The 14,768-nt window shown below is 72.5% G+C and carries 13 protein-coding genes, 1 pseudogene and 1 riboswitch; of the genes and pseudogenes, 3 read left to right on the top strand and 11 right to left on the bottom strand.

Annotated features, from left to right (window positions below; all coding sequences use genetic code 11):
• Positions 1-56: 56 nt before the first annotated feature.
• Positions 57-1,157 carry a beta-glucuronidase AbsR1 gene (absR1, locus tag AC27LF_RS01325; protein WP_479657893.1) on the top strand — a complete coding sequence of 367 codons (1,101 nt, stop codon included), beginning with the start codon at positions 57-59 and terminating at the stop codon, positions 1,155-1,157.
• A gap of 155 nt (positions 1,158-1,312) precedes the next feature.
• On the opposite strand, the pseudogene AC27LF_RS01320 reads toward absR1, so the two are convergent.
• From AC27LF_RS01320 to AC27LF_RS01275, 10 genes and pseudogenes are all read right to left on the bottom strand, one after another.
• Positions 1,313-1,588, bottom strand: a pseudogene (locus AC27LF_RS01320) (LLM class flavin-dependent oxidoreductase); the annotation flags it as partial.
• A complete protein-coding gene (locus tag AC27LF_RS01315) occupies positions 1,585-2,676 on the bottom strand; it encodes an LLM class flavin-dependent oxidoreductase (RefSeq protein ID WP_479657894.1) in 1,092 nt (363 codons plus the stop codon). The pseudogene AC27LF_RS01320 and the gene AC27LF_RS01315, both read right to left, overlap by 4 nt.
• The gene (locus AC27LF_RS01310; RefSeq protein ID WP_479657895.1) at positions 2,673-4,052 is read right to left on the bottom strand and encodes an NtaA/DmoA family FMN-dependent monooxygenase; all 1,380 of its coding nucleotides are present in this window, start codon (positions 4,050-4,052) and stop codon (positions 2,673-2,675) included. Before AC27LF_RS01310 ends, AC27LF_RS01315 begins: the two co-directional genes overlap by 4 nt.
• A gap of 20 nt (positions 4,053-4,072) precedes the next feature.
• The gene (locus AC27LF_RS01305; protein ID WP_479657896.1) at positions 4,073-5,275 is read right to left on the bottom strand and encodes an LLM class flavin-dependent oxidoreductase; all 1,203 of its coding nucleotides are present in this window, start codon (positions 5,273-5,275) and stop codon (positions 4,073-4,075) included.
• 81 nt (positions 5,276-5,356) lie between these two features.
• Complete coding sequence (locus AC27LF_RS01300; protein ID WP_487231262.1) at positions 5,357-5,440, bottom strand: putative leader peptide; 84 nt, start codon at positions 5,438-5,440, stop codon at positions 5,357-5,359.
• A 114-nt stretch (positions 5,441-5,554) separates the two neighbouring features.
• Entirely contained in the window at positions 5,555-6,574 is a 1,020-nt protein-coding gene (locus AC27LF_RS01295; protein ID WP_479657897.1) for an ABC transporter substrate-binding protein, read from the bottom strand.
• 193 nt (positions 6,575-6,767) lie between these two features.
• Positions 6,768-7,556, bottom strand: coding sequence for an amino acid ABC transporter ATP-binding protein (locus tag AC27LF_RS01290; RefSeq protein ID WP_479657898.1), 789 nt, complete (start codon positions 7,554-7,556; stop codon positions 6,768-6,770).
• Positions 7,553-8,533: an amino acid ABC transporter permease gene (locus AC27LF_RS01285; protein WP_479657899.1), complete on the bottom strand. Its 981-nt coding sequence runs from the start codon at positions 8,531-8,533 to the stop codon at positions 7,553-7,555. Before AC27LF_RS01285 ends, AC27LF_RS01290 begins: the two co-directional genes overlap by 4 nt.
• Before the next feature lie 390 nt (positions 8,534-8,923).
• A riboswitch (SAM riboswitch) is annotated at positions 8,924-9,033 on the bottom strand.
• A 77-nt stretch (positions 9,034-9,110) separates the two neighbouring features.
• Complete coding sequence (locus tag AC27LF_RS01280) at positions 9,111-10,001, bottom strand: glutathione S-transferase C-terminal domain-containing protein (RefSeq protein ID WP_479657900.1); 891 nt, start codon at positions 9,999-10,001, stop codon at positions 9,111-9,113.
• Between the two features lie 94 nt (positions 10,002-10,095).
• Positions 10,096-10,215: a putative leader peptide gene (locus tag AC27LF_RS01275; RefSeq protein WP_479657901.1), complete on the bottom strand. Its 120-nt coding sequence runs from the start codon at positions 10,213-10,215 to the stop codon at positions 10,096-10,098.
• A gap of 281 nt (positions 10,216-10,496) precedes the next feature.
• Here AC27LF_RS01275 and AC27LF_RS01270 point away from each other — a divergent pair, with 281 nt between their 5' ends.
• Positions 10,497-11,333 (top strand): hypothetical protein, encoded by an 837-nt coding sequence (locus AC27LF_RS01270; RefSeq protein WP_479657902.1) that lies wholly within the window; start codon positions 10,497-10,499, stop codon positions 11,331-11,333.
• Between the two features lie 67 nt (positions 11,334-11,400).
• On the opposite strand, the gene AC27LF_RS01265 is transcribed toward AC27LF_RS01270, so the two are convergent.
• Positions 11,401-12,324 carry an alpha/beta fold hydrolase gene (locus tag AC27LF_RS01265; protein WP_479658008.1) on the bottom strand — a complete coding sequence of 308 codons (924 nt, stop codon included), beginning with the start codon at positions 12,322-12,324 and terminating at the stop codon, positions 11,401-11,403.
• 915 nt (positions 12,325-13,239) lie between these two features.
• On the opposite strand from AC27LF_RS01265, the gene AC27LF_RS01260 reads away from it, so the two are divergent.
• On the top strand, positions 13,240-14,718 hold the full coding sequence (locus tag AC27LF_RS01260; protein WP_479657903.1) for a sugar transferase: 1,479 nt from the start codon (positions 13,240-13,242) through the stop codon (positions 14,716-14,718).
• The last annotated feature ends 50 nt before the right edge of the window (positions 14,719-14,768 follow it).

Raw genomic sequence — 14,768 nt, 5'->3', positions numbered from 1 at the left:
GACTTGAGTAGCCCCCGACTCAGGCGCGCCGGGCGGGGCCACGGCAGTCTTGGCGCATGACCCAGCGCTACTGCTCACTGCCGCAGCAGCCTGCCCCGTCCTTCGCGCCGGGGCTGGCCGCCGAGCGGCTGAGCGCGCTCGTCGCGGGGCGGCGCATGTGGGTCAACGGCACGGTCCTGCACTACTACTTCTTCGACGCCGACACCGACGGCTCCGTCATCCCCGTGCCGGGGACCGGGGAGACCCGGTGGGTGCCGTGGGCCGGCGCCAAGGAACAGTGCGATGTCGTACGGGAGTGCTTCCGCCAGTGGCAGGACCTCGGCATCGGGGTGATGTTCGCGGAGGTCGCCGACCGGCGCGAGGCGGAGCTGCGGATCGGGTTCCAGTACGGTGACGGCTCCTGGTCGCGGGTGGGCCGGGACGCTCTCGGGGTCGGTCTCAACGAGCGCACCATGAACCTCGGCTGGGACCTCACCCGGCCCGGGCAGCGGGTCACGGCCCTGCATGAGATCGGGCATGTGCTCGGCATGCAGCACGAGCACCAGAACCCGCTGGCCGGCATCCACTGGGACGACGAGGCGGTGTACGCCGAGCTGGCGGGCCCGCCGAACCACTGGAGCCGGGACAGGACGTTCTTCAACATCCTGCGCCGGCTGGACCCGGCCGAGGTCAACGGGTCGGTCTGGGACCCGCAGTCCGTGATGGGCTTCTGGTTCGGGGCGGGGCTGGTCCTGGAGCCGGAGCAGTACCACGGGGGGCTGCATCCGCCGGGCACGCTGTCCCCGGCGGACAAGGAGTTCGTGCTGCGCTGGTACCCGCCGGCCGGCCCGGACGCGGACGGACCCGGCCGGCCGGCCGCGCTGGTGCCGTTCCGCTCGGTGCCGCTCGGCCTGGGGCCGGGCGGGCAGGCCGACTTCACCGTCGATCCGCCCGAGACACGCGACTACTCGGTGGGCACCTTCGGCGACGGGGACGGCGTCGTGGTCGCCTTCGAGGAACGCGACGGCGTACCGCGCTACCTCGCCGGGCGGGACGACGGGGGCACACCGCACAACGCCGTACTCAGGGTCAGGCTCGTCAAGGGCCGCCGCTATTTCGTCCGTGTCCGCCTGTACTCCACGTGGGGAACGGGCGAGACGGCCGTCATGTGCTGGTGACAGCACAGGACCGCGCCACGCGGACGCTCGGACCACAGTCCGGCACCGGGGGAGCGGTCGAGGACGTCACCTTCGGGGGGCGATGTCGCTCAGACACTGTTCGGGGGGAGCAGAGTCTCAGCCGGACATCGCGGGTGACGTCCTCGACCACGCCACGCCGTGCGACGGCCGGGCTGCACGGCGCCCGAGCCGAGCCGGACGGTGGAGGCGGCGGCGGCCGTCAGCGCGAGGACGACCGCCGGTCAAGTGCCCGCCATCCCGGGGCCGAGGTGGTGCTCGGCGGACCGGTACCGGTGGTGGCCGAGGCGTTCGGCGCGCTGGCCCAGGTCGATGGAGTTGCGCGGCGCCTCGCCGGCCGTGGCCCCGGAGGGGACGGGGACCAGGTCGAGGACGCCGAGGGTGTGCTGGAAGGCATGCGGGCTCTCCCTCAGCGCGCGTCGGGCACGGGCGCGGGGCCCGGTGGCGCGAGCGCCGGGCCCCAGGGGAACGGCGGGTCCGGGATGTCCCCGCGCAGCACCGGGGCGACCTCGCTCTGGAACCGCTCCAGCGAGTCCCGGTGCCGGGTGTCGCTCAGCCCGCTCGCGTCCGCGGGCACATGCTGCACGGTGTGCCCGAGCCGCGCGTGGTAGCGGTGCACCTTCTCGATGACCTGCTGGGGGCTGCCGATCAGCGCCGAGCTGCGCTCGGCGAAGTCCTCCAGGGTCTCGAAGACCACGGGCAGGCCGGTCGCCCGCTGGAAGGCGAGGTTGCTCTCGAAGACCGGCCGGTAAGCGGCGAGCGCCTCCTGTGTGGTCCGGGCGACGCACAGGCCCGCCGAGCCGGCGCCGACGGCGATCGCGGCCGGGTCGTGGCCGTGGTGCTCCCAGCGTTCCCGGTAGTGGCGGACCAGTGCGGCGTACGGCTCCACCGGGTGGGTGACGTTCGCGGAGAACAGCGGGTCGCCGTAGCGGGCGGCGAGGTCCACGCTCTGCTCGCTGGTGGCGCTGCCGTGCCAGACCCGTACAGGCCGCTGGTAGGGGCGCGGCCAGACCTCGGCGTCCGTCAGCTCGGGCCGGAAGCGGGTCCTGGCGGTCACCCGGTCCTCGCGCCAGATCCGCCGGAACACCTCGTAGCTCTCGGCGTTGCGCTCCCACTGGTCCTCGGGGGTGACGTGGAACAGCTCGCGCTGCGCGGCGCCGTTGCCCTTGCCGATGATCAGGTCGAGGCGTCCGTCGGCGAGATGGTCGAGGGTGGCGTAGTCCTCGTAGGCGCGCACCGGGTCCAGCAGGCTCAGCGTCGTCACCGCGGTGAACAGCCGGATCCGCCAGGTGCGGGCGGCGATGTGGCTGAGCACGACCGGGGGCGAGGAGGAGATGAACGGCCGCTCGTGCCGCTCCCCCACGCCGAAGCCGTCGAAGCCCAGCTCCTCGGCGAGCAGCGCGTTGTCGAGGACTTCCCGGAACCGCTCGTGTGTCGTCTTCCGTAAGCCGGTGACCGGATCGGGGCGGTGCGCGATCAGGGTGATGGCGAGGAACTTCACGAGGCCGCCCGTTCCCGCTCGCCCCGCGCGTCGTCGGGGTGGGCGAGGCCGAGGTGGTCGCGCAGGGTGGAGCCCTCGTAGTCGGCGCGGAAGACGCCGCGCTCCTGGAGCAGCGGGACGACGCTGTCGGCGAACGCGTCGAGGCCGCCCGGTGTGATGTGCGGGACGAGGATGAAGCCGTCGGCGGCGTCGGCCTGGACGAACGCGTCGATGGCGCCGGCGACGGTGGCCGGGGAGCCGACGAAGGTCTGCCGGTTGCCGGTGTTGATGACCAGGTCGCGGATGGACCACCGGTGCGCGGCGGCCAGCTCCCGCCACTCGTGGGCGGTGGCCAGCGGGTCCCGGTACATGCGCACCTGGGCGCGGCCCCGCGCGATGTGCTCCTCGTCCACGTTCGGGTCGATCTCGGGCAGCGGGCCGTCCGGGTCGTACCCGGACAGGTCCCGGTTCCACACGAACTCCAGGTGCTTGATCGCGGTGGCGCCGCTGACCTGCTGCCGGCGCACCTCGCGGGCCGCGTCCTCGGCCTCGGCGTCGGTGTCGCCGAGCACGAAGGTCGCCGCGGGCAGGATGAGCAGCTGGTCGCGGCGCCGGCCGTGGGCGGCCAGGCGCCGCTTGACGTCGGCGTAGAACGCCTGGCCCTCCGTGAGCGTGGCGTGCCGGCTGAAGATCGCGTCGGCGCTCGCCGCGGCGAACTCGCGGCCCTCGTCGGAGTCGCCGGCCTGGAAGATCACCGGTCGGCCCTGCGGGGAGCGCGGCACGTTGAACCGGCCGTGGATGTCGAAGTGCCGGCCCCGGTGCACGAAGGCGCCGGCCCGGGCGTCGCGCAGGAAGGCGCCGGTGGCCTGGTCGGCCAGGATCTCGTCGCCGCTCCAGGAGTCGAACAGCTCGTTCGCGGTGGCCAGGAACTCCTTGGCCCGGGAGTACCGCTCCTGCTGGGGCAGGAAGCCGCCGCGGCGGAAGTTCTCGCCGGTGAAGGCGTCCCAGGAGGTGACCACGTTCCAGGCGGCCCGGCCGCCGGAGAGGTGGTCGAGGCTGGCGAACTGGCGGGCCACCTCGTAGGGCTCGTTGAAGGTGGAGTTGATGGTGCCGGTCAGGCCGAGCCGTTCGGTGACGGCGGCCAGCCCGGCGAGGACGGTGAAGGTGTCGGGCCGGCCGACGACGTCCAGGTCGTAGATCCGTCCGCCCTGTTCGCGCAGTCTGAGGCCCTCGGCGAGGAACAGGAAGTCGAACTTGGCGCGTTCGGCGGTGCGCGCGAAGTGCGCGAAGGAGGCGAACTCGATGTGGCTGCCGGCGGCCGGATCGCTCCACACGGTGGTGTTGTTGACGCCGGGGAAGTGGGCGGCCAGGTGGATCTGCTTCAGCGGCTTGCTCATGTCGGTGCGGTCCCTCCGGCTCAGACAGCTGTGTAGCGATTGGCGGGACGGGCGAGGCCGAGCAGCCCGCGCAGGGTGGCTGCTTCGTAGGCGCGCCGGAACAGGCCACGGCGCTGGAGTTCGGGCACCAGGCCCCGGGTGATCCGCGGCAGGTCGTGGCCGAGTACGGCGGGCCGCAGCCGGAAACCGGTGAGCCCGCCCTGCCGCAACTCGACCAGGAGGTCGGCGAGTTGGGTGGGTGTGCCGGTGAAGATCCGGGCGTCCGAGGTGTACGGCTCACCGGCCTTCTCGTCCAGGCGGGCGCGGCGCGCCGACGCCTCGGCGGGGTCGTCGTCGAGGAAGACCAGCAGGTCGCCGAAGAGGTGCAGGGGCTCTTCGGCGCGGCCGGCCGCCGCCTGTTCGGCCCGGATCTCGGCGACGATCGCGCGGGCCTGCTCCGGGTCGTGCGGGGTGATGTATCCGACGTCGGCCCGGCGGGCCACGAGCCGGTAGGGGACGGTCTGGTGGGCCAGCGCGGTGACGAGCGGCTGTCCCTGCGGCGGGCGGGGGGTGATGCTCGGGCCCTTGACGCTGAAGTGCCGGCCCTCGAAGTCGATGTAGTGCAGCTTGTCCCGGTCGATGAAGCGGCCGGTGGCCGCGTCCCGGATCTCGGCGTCGTCCTCCCAGCTGTCCCAGAGCCTGCGGACGACCTCGACGTGGTCGGCGGCCTCGTCGAACAGGTCGGTGACCAGGTCCTGGGCGGCCGGGCTGTCGTAGGCGTCGATCCTGGGCAGGGTGCGGCGGCCGAAGTGGGCGGCCTCATTGGGGCGTGCGGTGATCTGGACGCGCAGGCCGGCGCGGCCGGTGCTGACGTAGTCGAGGGTGGCGATCGCCTTGGAGATATGGAACGGCTCCGTGTGGGTGGCCACCACCGTCGGCACCAGACCTATGTGGCGGGTGAGCGGTGCGACGCGGGAGGCGATGAGGACCGCGTCGAGCCGGCCGCGCACCTGGTCGGTGCGCTCGTCCGGTTCGAACAAGCGCGAGGACTGCGGGCCCAGGCCGTCCTCGAAGGTGACGAAGTCGATCAGGCCGCGTTCGGCCTCGCCGACCAGATGGGCCCAGTAGCCGGCCGTGAACAGGTCGCGGGGGCGGGCGACCGGCTCCCGCCAGGACGCGGGGTGCCAGCCGGTGCCGTCGAGTGCTACGGCGAGGTGCAGGGGGGCAGGGGAGGATGAGGACACGAGTGGGCGCCTTCCTGGAGGTCCGTACGGGATCGCCGGCCCGCCCCGGCGGTGGGGGGCGGTGGCGGCTGGGGCAACGGGTCAGGAACAACAGAGCGCGCCGGCGACGCGCAGCAGATCGATGTGCGGCCTGGAGTGGAGCCGGACGGCGCGACGGACCCGCATCATGTCCGTCACCTCCGCCCGTCGTCTCGGCGGCCGTGCCGCCGCGCCGTGCACATCTCGGCGTCAGTCACAACACGCCGTCCCTCCGGTGTGTTCCGTGGCCGCGGCGGCGGGTCAGGAGTTGTCGAGGGGCAGTCCGGGCGGGTTGACCTCGGCCTTGCTGACGGCCTCGTCGGACAGGTTGTAGGCGGCCAGCCACTTGGCGTACTGCCCGTTCTCGATCAGGTGGTTGATCGCGTCGGCGACCGGCCGGGCGAGGCCGCTGCCCTTCTTCGTGGTCGCCGCGATCAGGCCCTGGAGGGTGGCGCCCGCGCCGGAGAAGGTGCCGCCGCTGCGGGTCGGGTTCGGTGATGTGGCCGTCTGCCTGATGTGGTAGGCGATCCCGGGGTTGGCGGAGAAGTAGGCGTCGATCTTGCCGCCGGTCAGCGCGAGCGAGGTGGCGTTCTTGCTCGCGTAGTGCTTGACGGTGAGCTGCTTGCCCTCCTTTTTCAGCTTCGCCTGCCACTCCAGGAGGATCTTCTCCTGGTTGGTGCCGTTGTCCACGGCGACGGTCCGGCCGGCCAGGTTCCGGTAGTCGCCGTCGAAGTTCCAGGTGCTCTTCTTCAGCACTTCGAAGCCGAGGTTGTCCTTGCGGTAGGAGGCGAAGTCGTACTTCTTCTTGCGTTCCTCGGTGTCGGTGATGTTGGAGAAGCCGATGTCGGCCCGGCCGCTGTCGATGCCGACGAACATGTTCTCCCAGGTGGCGTTGGATATGTCCGGTTCGAGCCCGAGCACGGCGGCGACCAGGCGGGCGAGGTCGGGTTCGGCGCCGGTGAGGGTCTTCTGGTCGGAGCCGACGTAGGCGAGCGGCGGGAAGCCGTCGGGCAGGGCGCCGACGACGATCTTCAGGGTGCCGCTGCCGCGGACGGACTCGGGCAGTTCGGCGCTGATCGACTTCACCTCCGAGACCTTGAGTCGGGTCTGTGTGGCGGCGCCGTTGGACACCCGGCCCACCGTGACCGTGCCCGCGGTGTCGGTGGTGGTGGCGGCGTCGCTGTCGCCCCCGCAGGCGGTGAGGCCGGTGGCGAGGGTGGCCGCGGCGGCGGCCGTGGCGATGCCGCGGATCAGACGGCGTCCGGAGAGCTGGCTGGGCATGGTTGTCCTTCGTCGCTGGGTGTGAGCGGGTGCGGGGTCGGTGGGTGCGAGCTGGGTGTGAGCGGGTGCGGGGTCGCTGGGTGCGAGCTGGGTGTGAGCGGGTGCGGGGTTTGCTGGGTGTGAGCTGGGTGTGAGTGGCTGCGAGAGAGCGGGAGCGCGGGAGTGCGGGAGGGTGCGGGGAACGGGCCGGTGGTCACAGGACCTTGCTCAGGAAGTCCCTGGTCCGCTCGTGCCGTGGGTGGTCGAGCACCGCGGCGGGCGTGCCCTGTTCGACGATCCGTCCGCCGTCGATGAAGACGATCCGGTCGGCGACCTCGCGGGCGAATCCGATCTCGTGGGTGACGATGACGAGCGTGGTGCCGCTGGTCGCGAGGTCCTTGATGACGGACAGCACCTCGCCGACGAGTTCCGGGTCGAGCGCCGAGGTCGGCTCGTCGAACAGGATGATGCCGGGGCGCAGCGCGAGGGCGCGGGCGATCGCGACGCGCTGCTGCTGGCCGCCGGACAGCTGGCGCGGATAGGCGCCCGTCCGGTCGCCGAGTCCGACCCGGGTGAGCAGGTCACGGGCGAGTTCCTGGGCCGCGGGCCGGGTGAGCCGCCCGGTGGCCACGGGGGCGGCGGCCACGTTGTCGAGCGCGGTCAGGTGCGGGAACAGGTTGAAGTTCTGGAAGACGAAACCGATCCGGCTGCGCTGGGCCAGGATGGCCCGCTCGCTCAGTTCCTTCAGCCGCTTGCCGCTGCGTCTGACCCCGATCGGTTCGCCGCCGACGCTGACGTGTCCGATCTCGGGCCGCTCCAGGTGGTTGATCACCCGCAGCAGCGTGGACTTGCCTGACCCGGACGGGCCGATGACGACGGTGACCTCGCCGGGGCGCACGGTCAGGTCGATGCCGTCGAGGACGCGGTGGGCGCCGTACCACTTGTGCACGTTGTGCACCTCCAGGGCGACGGGTGCCTGCTGGGCGGGCGGGCCCGCGGTCATACGGCGGCCTCCCGGCGCAGTCGGGCGCGCAGTGCGCCGAGGCCCAAGCGGGCCCGCTGCCAGGGCGTCGGCGGCAGGGTGCGGGTGGCGCCCCGGGCGAAGTACCGCTCGACGTAGAACTGGACGACGGACACGACACTGGTGAGGATCAGGTACCAGACGGTGGCGACCAGCAGCAGCGGCACGATGTCACCGGGATAGGTGCTGCCCATGGTCTGCACCGAGCCGAACAGGTCGAGCAGCGACACGTAGAACACCAGGGACGTGGCCTTGATCAGGCCGATGAGCTGGTTGACGTAGTTCGGGGTGATGGACCTGAGGGCCTGCGGGAACACGATCCGGGTGAACTGGTAGCGCCGCGGCAGGCCGAGCGCGGCGGCGGCCTCGTGCTGGCCCTGGTCGACGGAGAGGATGCCGCCGCGGACCACCTCCGAGGCGTACGCCGCCTCGTTGAGGCCGAGCCCGACCACGGCGACCACCATGTCGGTGGCCAGTCGCGACTCGTCGAAGGTGACGAACGCGGGACCGAAGGGTACGCCGAGGCTCACCGTCCGGTACAGGGCCGAGAAGTTGTAGAGGAAGATCAGTACGACGATGAGCGGCACGGACCGGAACAGCCAGGTGTACGTCCAGCTGACGGCGCGCAGCACGGGGCTCCCGGAGAGCCGGCCGAGGGCCAGCAGGATGCCGCCGAGCAGGCCCAGCACGGCGCTGAGCGCGGTCACTTCGAGGGTGACGAGCAGTCCGTCGAGGATGGTGGGGCGCAGGAACCAGTAGCGGAAGCGGTCCCACTGGTAGAAGGGGTTCGTGGCCAGCCCGTGCGCGATCTGTGCCACGACCACCAGCACGACGGCCGTGGCGATCCATCGGCCGGGCCGGCGCAGCGGCACGACTCGCTGAGCGGACAGGGTTTTTGACGGGGTGTCGGCTGGTGGCGGCGCGGTGAGGTACACGGCGCCGCCCGGGGATTCGGACATGGCGGGCTCCGGCGGGGTCGGGGCACCCCCGGGCCGGCGGCGCGACCCGTCGGCCGCGGCGGCGCTGGGCCGGCGGCGTCGAGCCGGCGGGCCAGGGTGCGGCGCGGCAACACGGGAGGGGCACGGGGACCGGGGAGGGGCGGGCAGCGGCACACCGCTCGGTCGGTGTGCGTCGGGAACGCGGGGGCCTGAGGCGGCGTCAGCCGCGGCGACGGGCAGGGCCCGAAGCGGTACACAGTGCGCTGTTCACGCGGAGCAGGTCGACCGCGCGGTCGGCGACGAGCAGACCCGCGTACGGATGTACGCGGCTTCGGGTGCGGCCGTCGGCCGTCCCGTCGGCTGCGTACAGGTCCGTCACTCGCGTCACTCGCATTTCCGGCCCCCGCGGGGCCCTCGCGCTTACCGAAGCGTCATCCGGTCCGGTCGTCACCTGGGGCACCCCACCGCGGCGCGAGGGTTGCCGGCCAGCGAGCCAGGGCTTGTCGCTGACACTCATGACCGTGCTGAGCGGTAAGTAAGGCAGGTGGGCCGACGTATGTCAACGCCCGTCCGCTGAATGGACCGGCCCCCGGCCCGCTCAGCCGCGCCGGGGCCTTGGGGCGCCGGCCGCATGCCGCGCCCAGTCCAGGATCTGCACGGCGGAGCCGGCCGCCTCCAGACCGGCGCAGCGGGCGTGATGACGGCGGGCGATGCCGTCCAGGTCGAGGTGCGCGCCGAAGGCGGGCCGGGCCGCCAGGCGCCGGGCGTGCGCCCACAGCGCCGGATGAGCGGCCACGCGGTGCACGGCGGCGGCGTCGAGGTGATGGCGGTGCACGGTGTCGAGTTGCACCAGCGCGACCCACACCTCGATGTCGGCGGCGGTGAGTTTGCCGCCGACCAGGAACTCCCGTCCGGTGAGCCGCCGTTCCAGTGCGGCCAGGGTGCCGAGCAGGACGTCGAGCGCCGCGGCCCGCTCGGCCGCGTCCGCGCCGGCCCGGCCCGCCCGCTGCGCCGCCTCCTCGATGCCCTGCGCGCACAGCCGCTCGATCTCCTCGATCCCGGCCTCGGTGCCGCAGGGGTAGAGCCGGTCGCGTCCGTCGCCGAAGCAGCGGTCGAGGTCGCGCAGGATGTCGGGGGCGTGGGTGCTGACGATCCGGCCCGACCAGTCGTCGCTGAGCACCGGCGCGAGCGCCGGTCCGGGGTAGCGGTGCGCGCTCGCCTCGTACAGCGGGCGCAGCGCCGAGTGGCCGCCGCCGGGACAGTCGGGGACGGCGTCGAGGAAGGTGACCGGACAGATGTCGTCGAGGGCGAGGAGGCTGTGGCCGACGGCTATCCGCAGGCCGTCGGGACAGGCGGTCGTGAGGTGGAGCCGGTAGCGGCGGGGCACGGCGTAGTGGCCGCTGCGCGCGTCCCGGCCGATCCTGCCCCGGAAGCGGGCGGGCCGCTGGGCGGACGGGAGGGCGGCGAGCGGCGTGCTGGACGTGGACATGCGTCTCCCCGGGTGCGGGCGCGCGGGTGTGCGCGGCCAAAGCGTCGTCGGTCGGTGGGTGCGAGGGGCCCCGGTCGGCCGGGAGCGCGGACGGTCAGCCCGGGAGGCTGATCGCGCTGCAGACCCGCAGCAGGTCGATGTGCCGGCGGGAGGTCAGCAGGGGCAGCGACGGCGCTCGGCGGCCACGGCCGGTGCTCGTCCCACGGCGCCCCATCGTTTCCCTACCTTTTCACTAGGATTCCCTTCTGGAGTGTCGATCCGCGCCCACAGGCACGTCAAGAGGGCGTCCACCCCTGGGACACCCCCCGCCGCGCGGCACAGCCGGGAGGAGGACGTAGGCACACCGGGAAGGGCGCGGCACACCCGGGAGGACGCGGCACACCCGCTTCCAGGTCGGGTCCCGCCGGTTCACCCGAACGGTCCGGTCACACTGGTCGGCCGGACTGCTCGGTGGTGGCGTGGAGGGACGTACCGCGTCGCGAGGAGGCAGCCCCGATGAACCGTCCGTACCGTCCCGCGCGTGTTCTCGCCTCGGCCCTGGCCGCCGGGTCGCTGCTGGCCGCCGGTGCCTGCTCCGACGCCGACGGGGCCTTGGACACGGTGCCCGCCTCCCCCGCCGTCGAGCGGTCCTCGCAAGCCGCGGCCGACCCCGGGCGGTCCCCGAGCCCGTCCGCCACCCCCGCGCTCACCAGGGCGGGCGCGAAGGCCGCGCTGATCACCGCGGCCGACCTTGAGGACGACTGGACGCAGGCGAACGACGCCGCCTCCTGGCGGGACAGACTGCTGATGGGCAAGGTCGACGTCGCCGCGTTCCTCAAGGGCAAGGCAGCCGCGGCCGACTGCCAGCGGCTCCTCGACGGCCTGTACTCCGACAGCCTGCTGGGCCGTGCGCCCGGCGCCTCGGCACTCACCGGGTTCACCGATCCGCGGGCCCGGCTGCTGTACCAGGTCGGCGACTACGGCGAGGCCTCGGTGAAGAAGTCCCTGGACTGGTTCCGGAGCCTGCCGCGCACGTGCGGCCAGTTCACCGCGACCGGGTCCGACGGCGGCAAGCGGACCGTCCAGGTGGTGTCGGCCCCGCTGCCCGCCGCCGGCGACGACCGGGCGGGTGTCACCGTGACGGTGAAGGGCACCGCCAACGGGCAGCCGATCACCCTCACCACGGATGTCGCCGCGCTCAGGGTGGTCGCCTCCGGGGCCACCGTCATCAACGGCGGACTCTCGGGCGCCGAGCGCACGAGCACCGAGGCGGCCGTGCGGGCGGGTTCGCAGCGGCTGAAGGACGTACTCGCCGGAAAGACCCCGGCACCCCACCCCAGCGAGTTCGACTGACGGCGTGCTGCGCGCGGGTGGGTCGCGGAGCCCGTCGGCCGGGACCGGCTCGCCGCACGCTCATGGGTCAGTGCGCCCGGCGTCCCTCGGAGCGCAGCCGCTCCCGCCATTCCTCCGCGCTGCCGCTGACCGGCTGCGTCGTGGCGATGAAGTCCTCCAGCACCGCCAGAAAACGCTGCGGATCGGCACGGAACGGAAAGTGCCCCGAGCCCTCGAAGATCTCCAGACGGCTGCCGGGCATCGCCGCGTGCGCCACGCCGGCGTGCCCGGCGGGCACCACCTGGTCGCGTGAGCCCCAGACCAGCAGGGTCGGCATGCCGGCGGTGAGGTAGCAGCGGTCCAGCATGGACACCACCTGACCACGCCAGTCCACCACCGCGCGCAGCGTGCGGATGAACGCGTCACGGGACGCCGAGTCGGGCAGGGCGTCCACCACGCGCAACAGGTCCGGCGCGTCCACGCCGAGCCCGGTGTCGAGCAGACGCAGCAGCCGGACCACGACGGCGGTCTGCACCCGTACCGTCGGAAGCCGCAACAGGGCCAGGCCGAGATGGGCCCCGGGCAGCGAGGCCAGGCGCAACGCCGGGGTGACACCGCGGCCCACCCCGCCGGTGCTCACCAGCGCCAGCCGCTCGGTGCGGCCCGGGTACTGGTAGGCGAACTGCATGGCCACACCGCCGCCGAGGGAGTGTCCGACCAGCGTCACCCGGTCGATGTCCAGCACGCCCAGCAGGTCCCGCATGCCGTTGGCGTACGCGGGGACCGAGTAGTCGCCGCGCGGCTTGTCGGAGCAGCCGTGGCCCAGCAGGTCCGGGGCGATGACCGTGTGGTGCCGGGCCAGCGCGGGAATCAGTTCGGCCCAGGTGTCGGACGAGTCGCCGATGCCGTGGATCAGCAGCACGGCAGGACCGCTGCCCGCCATGCGGAAGGCCCAGCGGTGGCCGTGTACGAACCGGTACTGCCGTGGGACGGGCTCCTGGATCGCACGCAACCGCGTGGACCCGCCACGCTGCGGGGGGATGCTTGCCACGGTGGCTCCTCTCCAGGGCGAAGCCCCTCGGCACCGGTTGACGTGCTCGTCACTCATACGCGCTGCTGGAATCTAAATCAACAAGTCGACTTATCGAAGTCGGCTACGTCACAGAACGACGCCAGTCGGACGTGAGATACGCCATGGCAACAACCGGATAAAGCGGACAGCAGGGGGCCGTGTGACGGCGGAGTCGCTGCGGGGAATCACGCCCGCGCTTGCGCGCTTCACAAGCGCACAAAACCGCCCGGTCTGCGGTCATCGCCACTGCGGAGCATCTGTCCGCGCCGGGTCGCGGGGTGGTCCGCCACTGGACCCGGATTCCGCCGGGTACCGGCGGTGCGGCACCACGCCGCCCGCCAACTGGGCTCCGCTGAAGGCCCGTTGCGACTCCGGCCGTCTCAAAGCTTGCGCACAAATTCCACACATCCTCTCTTCATACCGGCCCCGATGGTCTAGATTGACCGTGCTTCAGCTGTTCGGACACGAGGCGACCATTAATGATCTATAGGTCCGGTGCTGCGGAAGGCCGGCAGTCGTGTCCCCGGCGCCGGACGTGGGGGTGATCGATTCGTGGGGCCCGAGGGGGGTCCCGGGTGCGGGGAGCACCCGAGGCCGCGACGGGTTCCGGCGCACCTCAGGAGTCCGGCAGGACCGGCAAGTCCGCTGCCGTCAGGGCGGGTTGTCCACCTGTCTCTGACATAGCCGGGATGCCATGCGCGGGGGCGGGGGCCCCGGGGGAGGAACAGCGCGGCACGGGAGGCGGGGGCCTCCCGGGGGGAGGAACAGCGCGGCACGGGGGGCGGGGGCCTCCCGCGCGGAGAACAGTGCGAGGCGAACACGTCGAACCACTGCGGACCGGACCTGGGGGGTTCTGTGCGGCAAGGGGGATTGGTCAGCCCGTTTCCGTCGGCACACGGGCAACTGGCGAACGGGGACATCGGCCGGCCCGCGATCGACTGGGAGCAGCGGTACCGCCGTACCGTGATCATCAGCGACACCGCGGCCACCGCCTTCGTGGTGACGGCGATCGGCAACTTCTTCGGGGCCCGGGACGCGGCCAACTGGCACGAGAAGTGGGGGATTCTCGCATTCGGCACCGAACTGCTGGTGCTGGGGGCGCTCGCGGTGAGCCGGTCGTGGGCCCCGGCCGTGCTCGGCCAGGGCGCCGAGGAATTCCGCCGGCTCGGACGCTCACTGTTCGCGGCGACCGTCGTACTGGCACTCGGCGGGATCGCCCTGACCTCGCGCAACATCAAGCTCTGGATCTTCGTCGCGATCCCCGCGATCGCGCTCATCACCATGACCGCGCGCTATGTGCTGCGCCTGTGGCTGCACAGACAGCGCAAGGAAGGGCGATGCCTGCGACCGGTGCTCGCCGCCGGGAGCACCGCCACCGTGCGCGACCTGATCACCCGGACCCGTAAGTTCCCGCACCTCGGCTGGCGGGTGGACGCGGTGTGCACGACGGGCGGTGCCGGGCTCGACGGCGACCAACTGGACGGAGTGCCGGTCGTCGGCCGGCTGGCGGACGTCGCGGGTCACGTCCGCCGAGACGGCTACCGGGTCGTCGCGGTCACACCGGACCCGCACTGGTCACCGGACCGGCTCCAGCGGCTGGCCTGGAACCTCGAAGGCAGCGACGCCGAGATGATCGTGGCCCCCGTGCTGATGGAGGTGGCCGGCCCGCGGCTGCACGTCGACGCGGTGCTCGGGATCCCGCTGCTGCGGGTCAGCATGCCGTCCTTCACCGGGGGCCGCCGGGCGGTCAAGGAGGTCGTCGACCGGCTGGGCGCGGCGCTCCTGCTGGTGCTGTTCGCGCCGCTGATGGTGTTCGTCGGGCTGCTCGTGCTGGCGGACAGCCGGGGCGGGGCGTTCTACCGCCAGCGCAGGGTCGGCAAGGACGGCCGCGAGTTCACCATGTTCAAGTTCCGCACCATGGTCGCCGGGGCGCACGGGGCACGTGCCGAACTGGCCGACCGCAACGAGGGCGCCGGCCTGCTGTTCAAGCTCCGCCGGGACCCGCGGGTGACCCGGGTGGGAACCGTGTTGCGCCGGTACTCGATCGATGAACTCCCGCAGCTTTTCAATGTGCTCACCGGATCGATGTCGCTCGTCGGTCCACGGCCTCCGCTGCCGGAGGAATCCGCCGCCTACGGCCCGGACATCCGGCGGCGGCTGCTGGTCAAGCCAGGACTCACCGGCCTGTGGCAGATCAGCGGGCGCAGCGACCTGTCGTGGGAGGAGGCGGTCCGGCTGGACCTGCGGTACGTGGAGGACTGGTCGCTCGCCCTGGACACGGTGATCTTGTGGAAGACGCTGCGTGCGGTGCTCCACGGACAGGGGGCCTACTGATGCGCGGGAGCCGGCGACTCGACGGCCCGGCCGGCGCGCGGACCGCAGGC

The sequence above is a fragment of the Streptomyces diversicolor genome (genome assembly GCF_057537855.1).
Note: the sequence above shows the minus strand (reverse complement) of the source record. Positions and strands in the feature narration are given on the sequence as shown.

Coding starts and splice junctions, on each gene's coding strand:
- absR1 (WP_479657893.1), top strand. CDS start 57: ATGACCCAGCGCTACTGCTCACTGCCGCAGCAGCCTGCCCCGTCCTTC.
- AC27LF_RS01310 (WP_479657895.1), bottom strand. CDS start 4,052: ATGAGCAAGCCGCTGAAGCAGATCCACCTGGCCGCCCACTTCCCCGGC.
- AC27LF_RS01300 (WP_487231262.1), bottom strand. CDS start 5,440: ATGCGGGTCCGTCGCGCCGTCCGGCTCCACTCCAGGCCGCACATCGAT.
- AC27LF_RS01295 (WP_479657897.1), bottom strand. CDS start 6,574: ATGCCCAGCCAGCTCTCCGGACGCCGTCTGATCCGCGGCATCGCCACG.
- AC27LF_RS01290 (WP_479657898.1), bottom strand. CDS start 7,556: ATGACCGCGGGCCCGCCCGCCCAGCAGGCACCCGTCGCCCTGGAGGTG.
- AC27LF_RS01285 (WP_479657899.1), bottom strand. CDS start 8,533: ATGTCCGAATCCCCGGGCGGCGCCGTGTACCTCACCGCGCCGCCACCA.
- AC27LF_RS01280 (WP_479657900.1), bottom strand. CDS start 10,001: ATGTCCACGTCCAGCACGCCGCTCGCCGCCCTCCCGTCCGCCCAGCGG.
- AC27LF_RS01275 (WP_479657901.1), bottom strand. CDS start 10,215: ATGGGGCGCCGTGGGACGAGCACCGGCCGTGGCCGCCGAGCGCCGTCG.
- AC27LF_RS01270 (WP_479657902.1), top strand. CDS start 10,497: ATGAACCGTCCGTACCGTCCCGCGCGTGTTCTCGCCTCGGCCCTGGCC.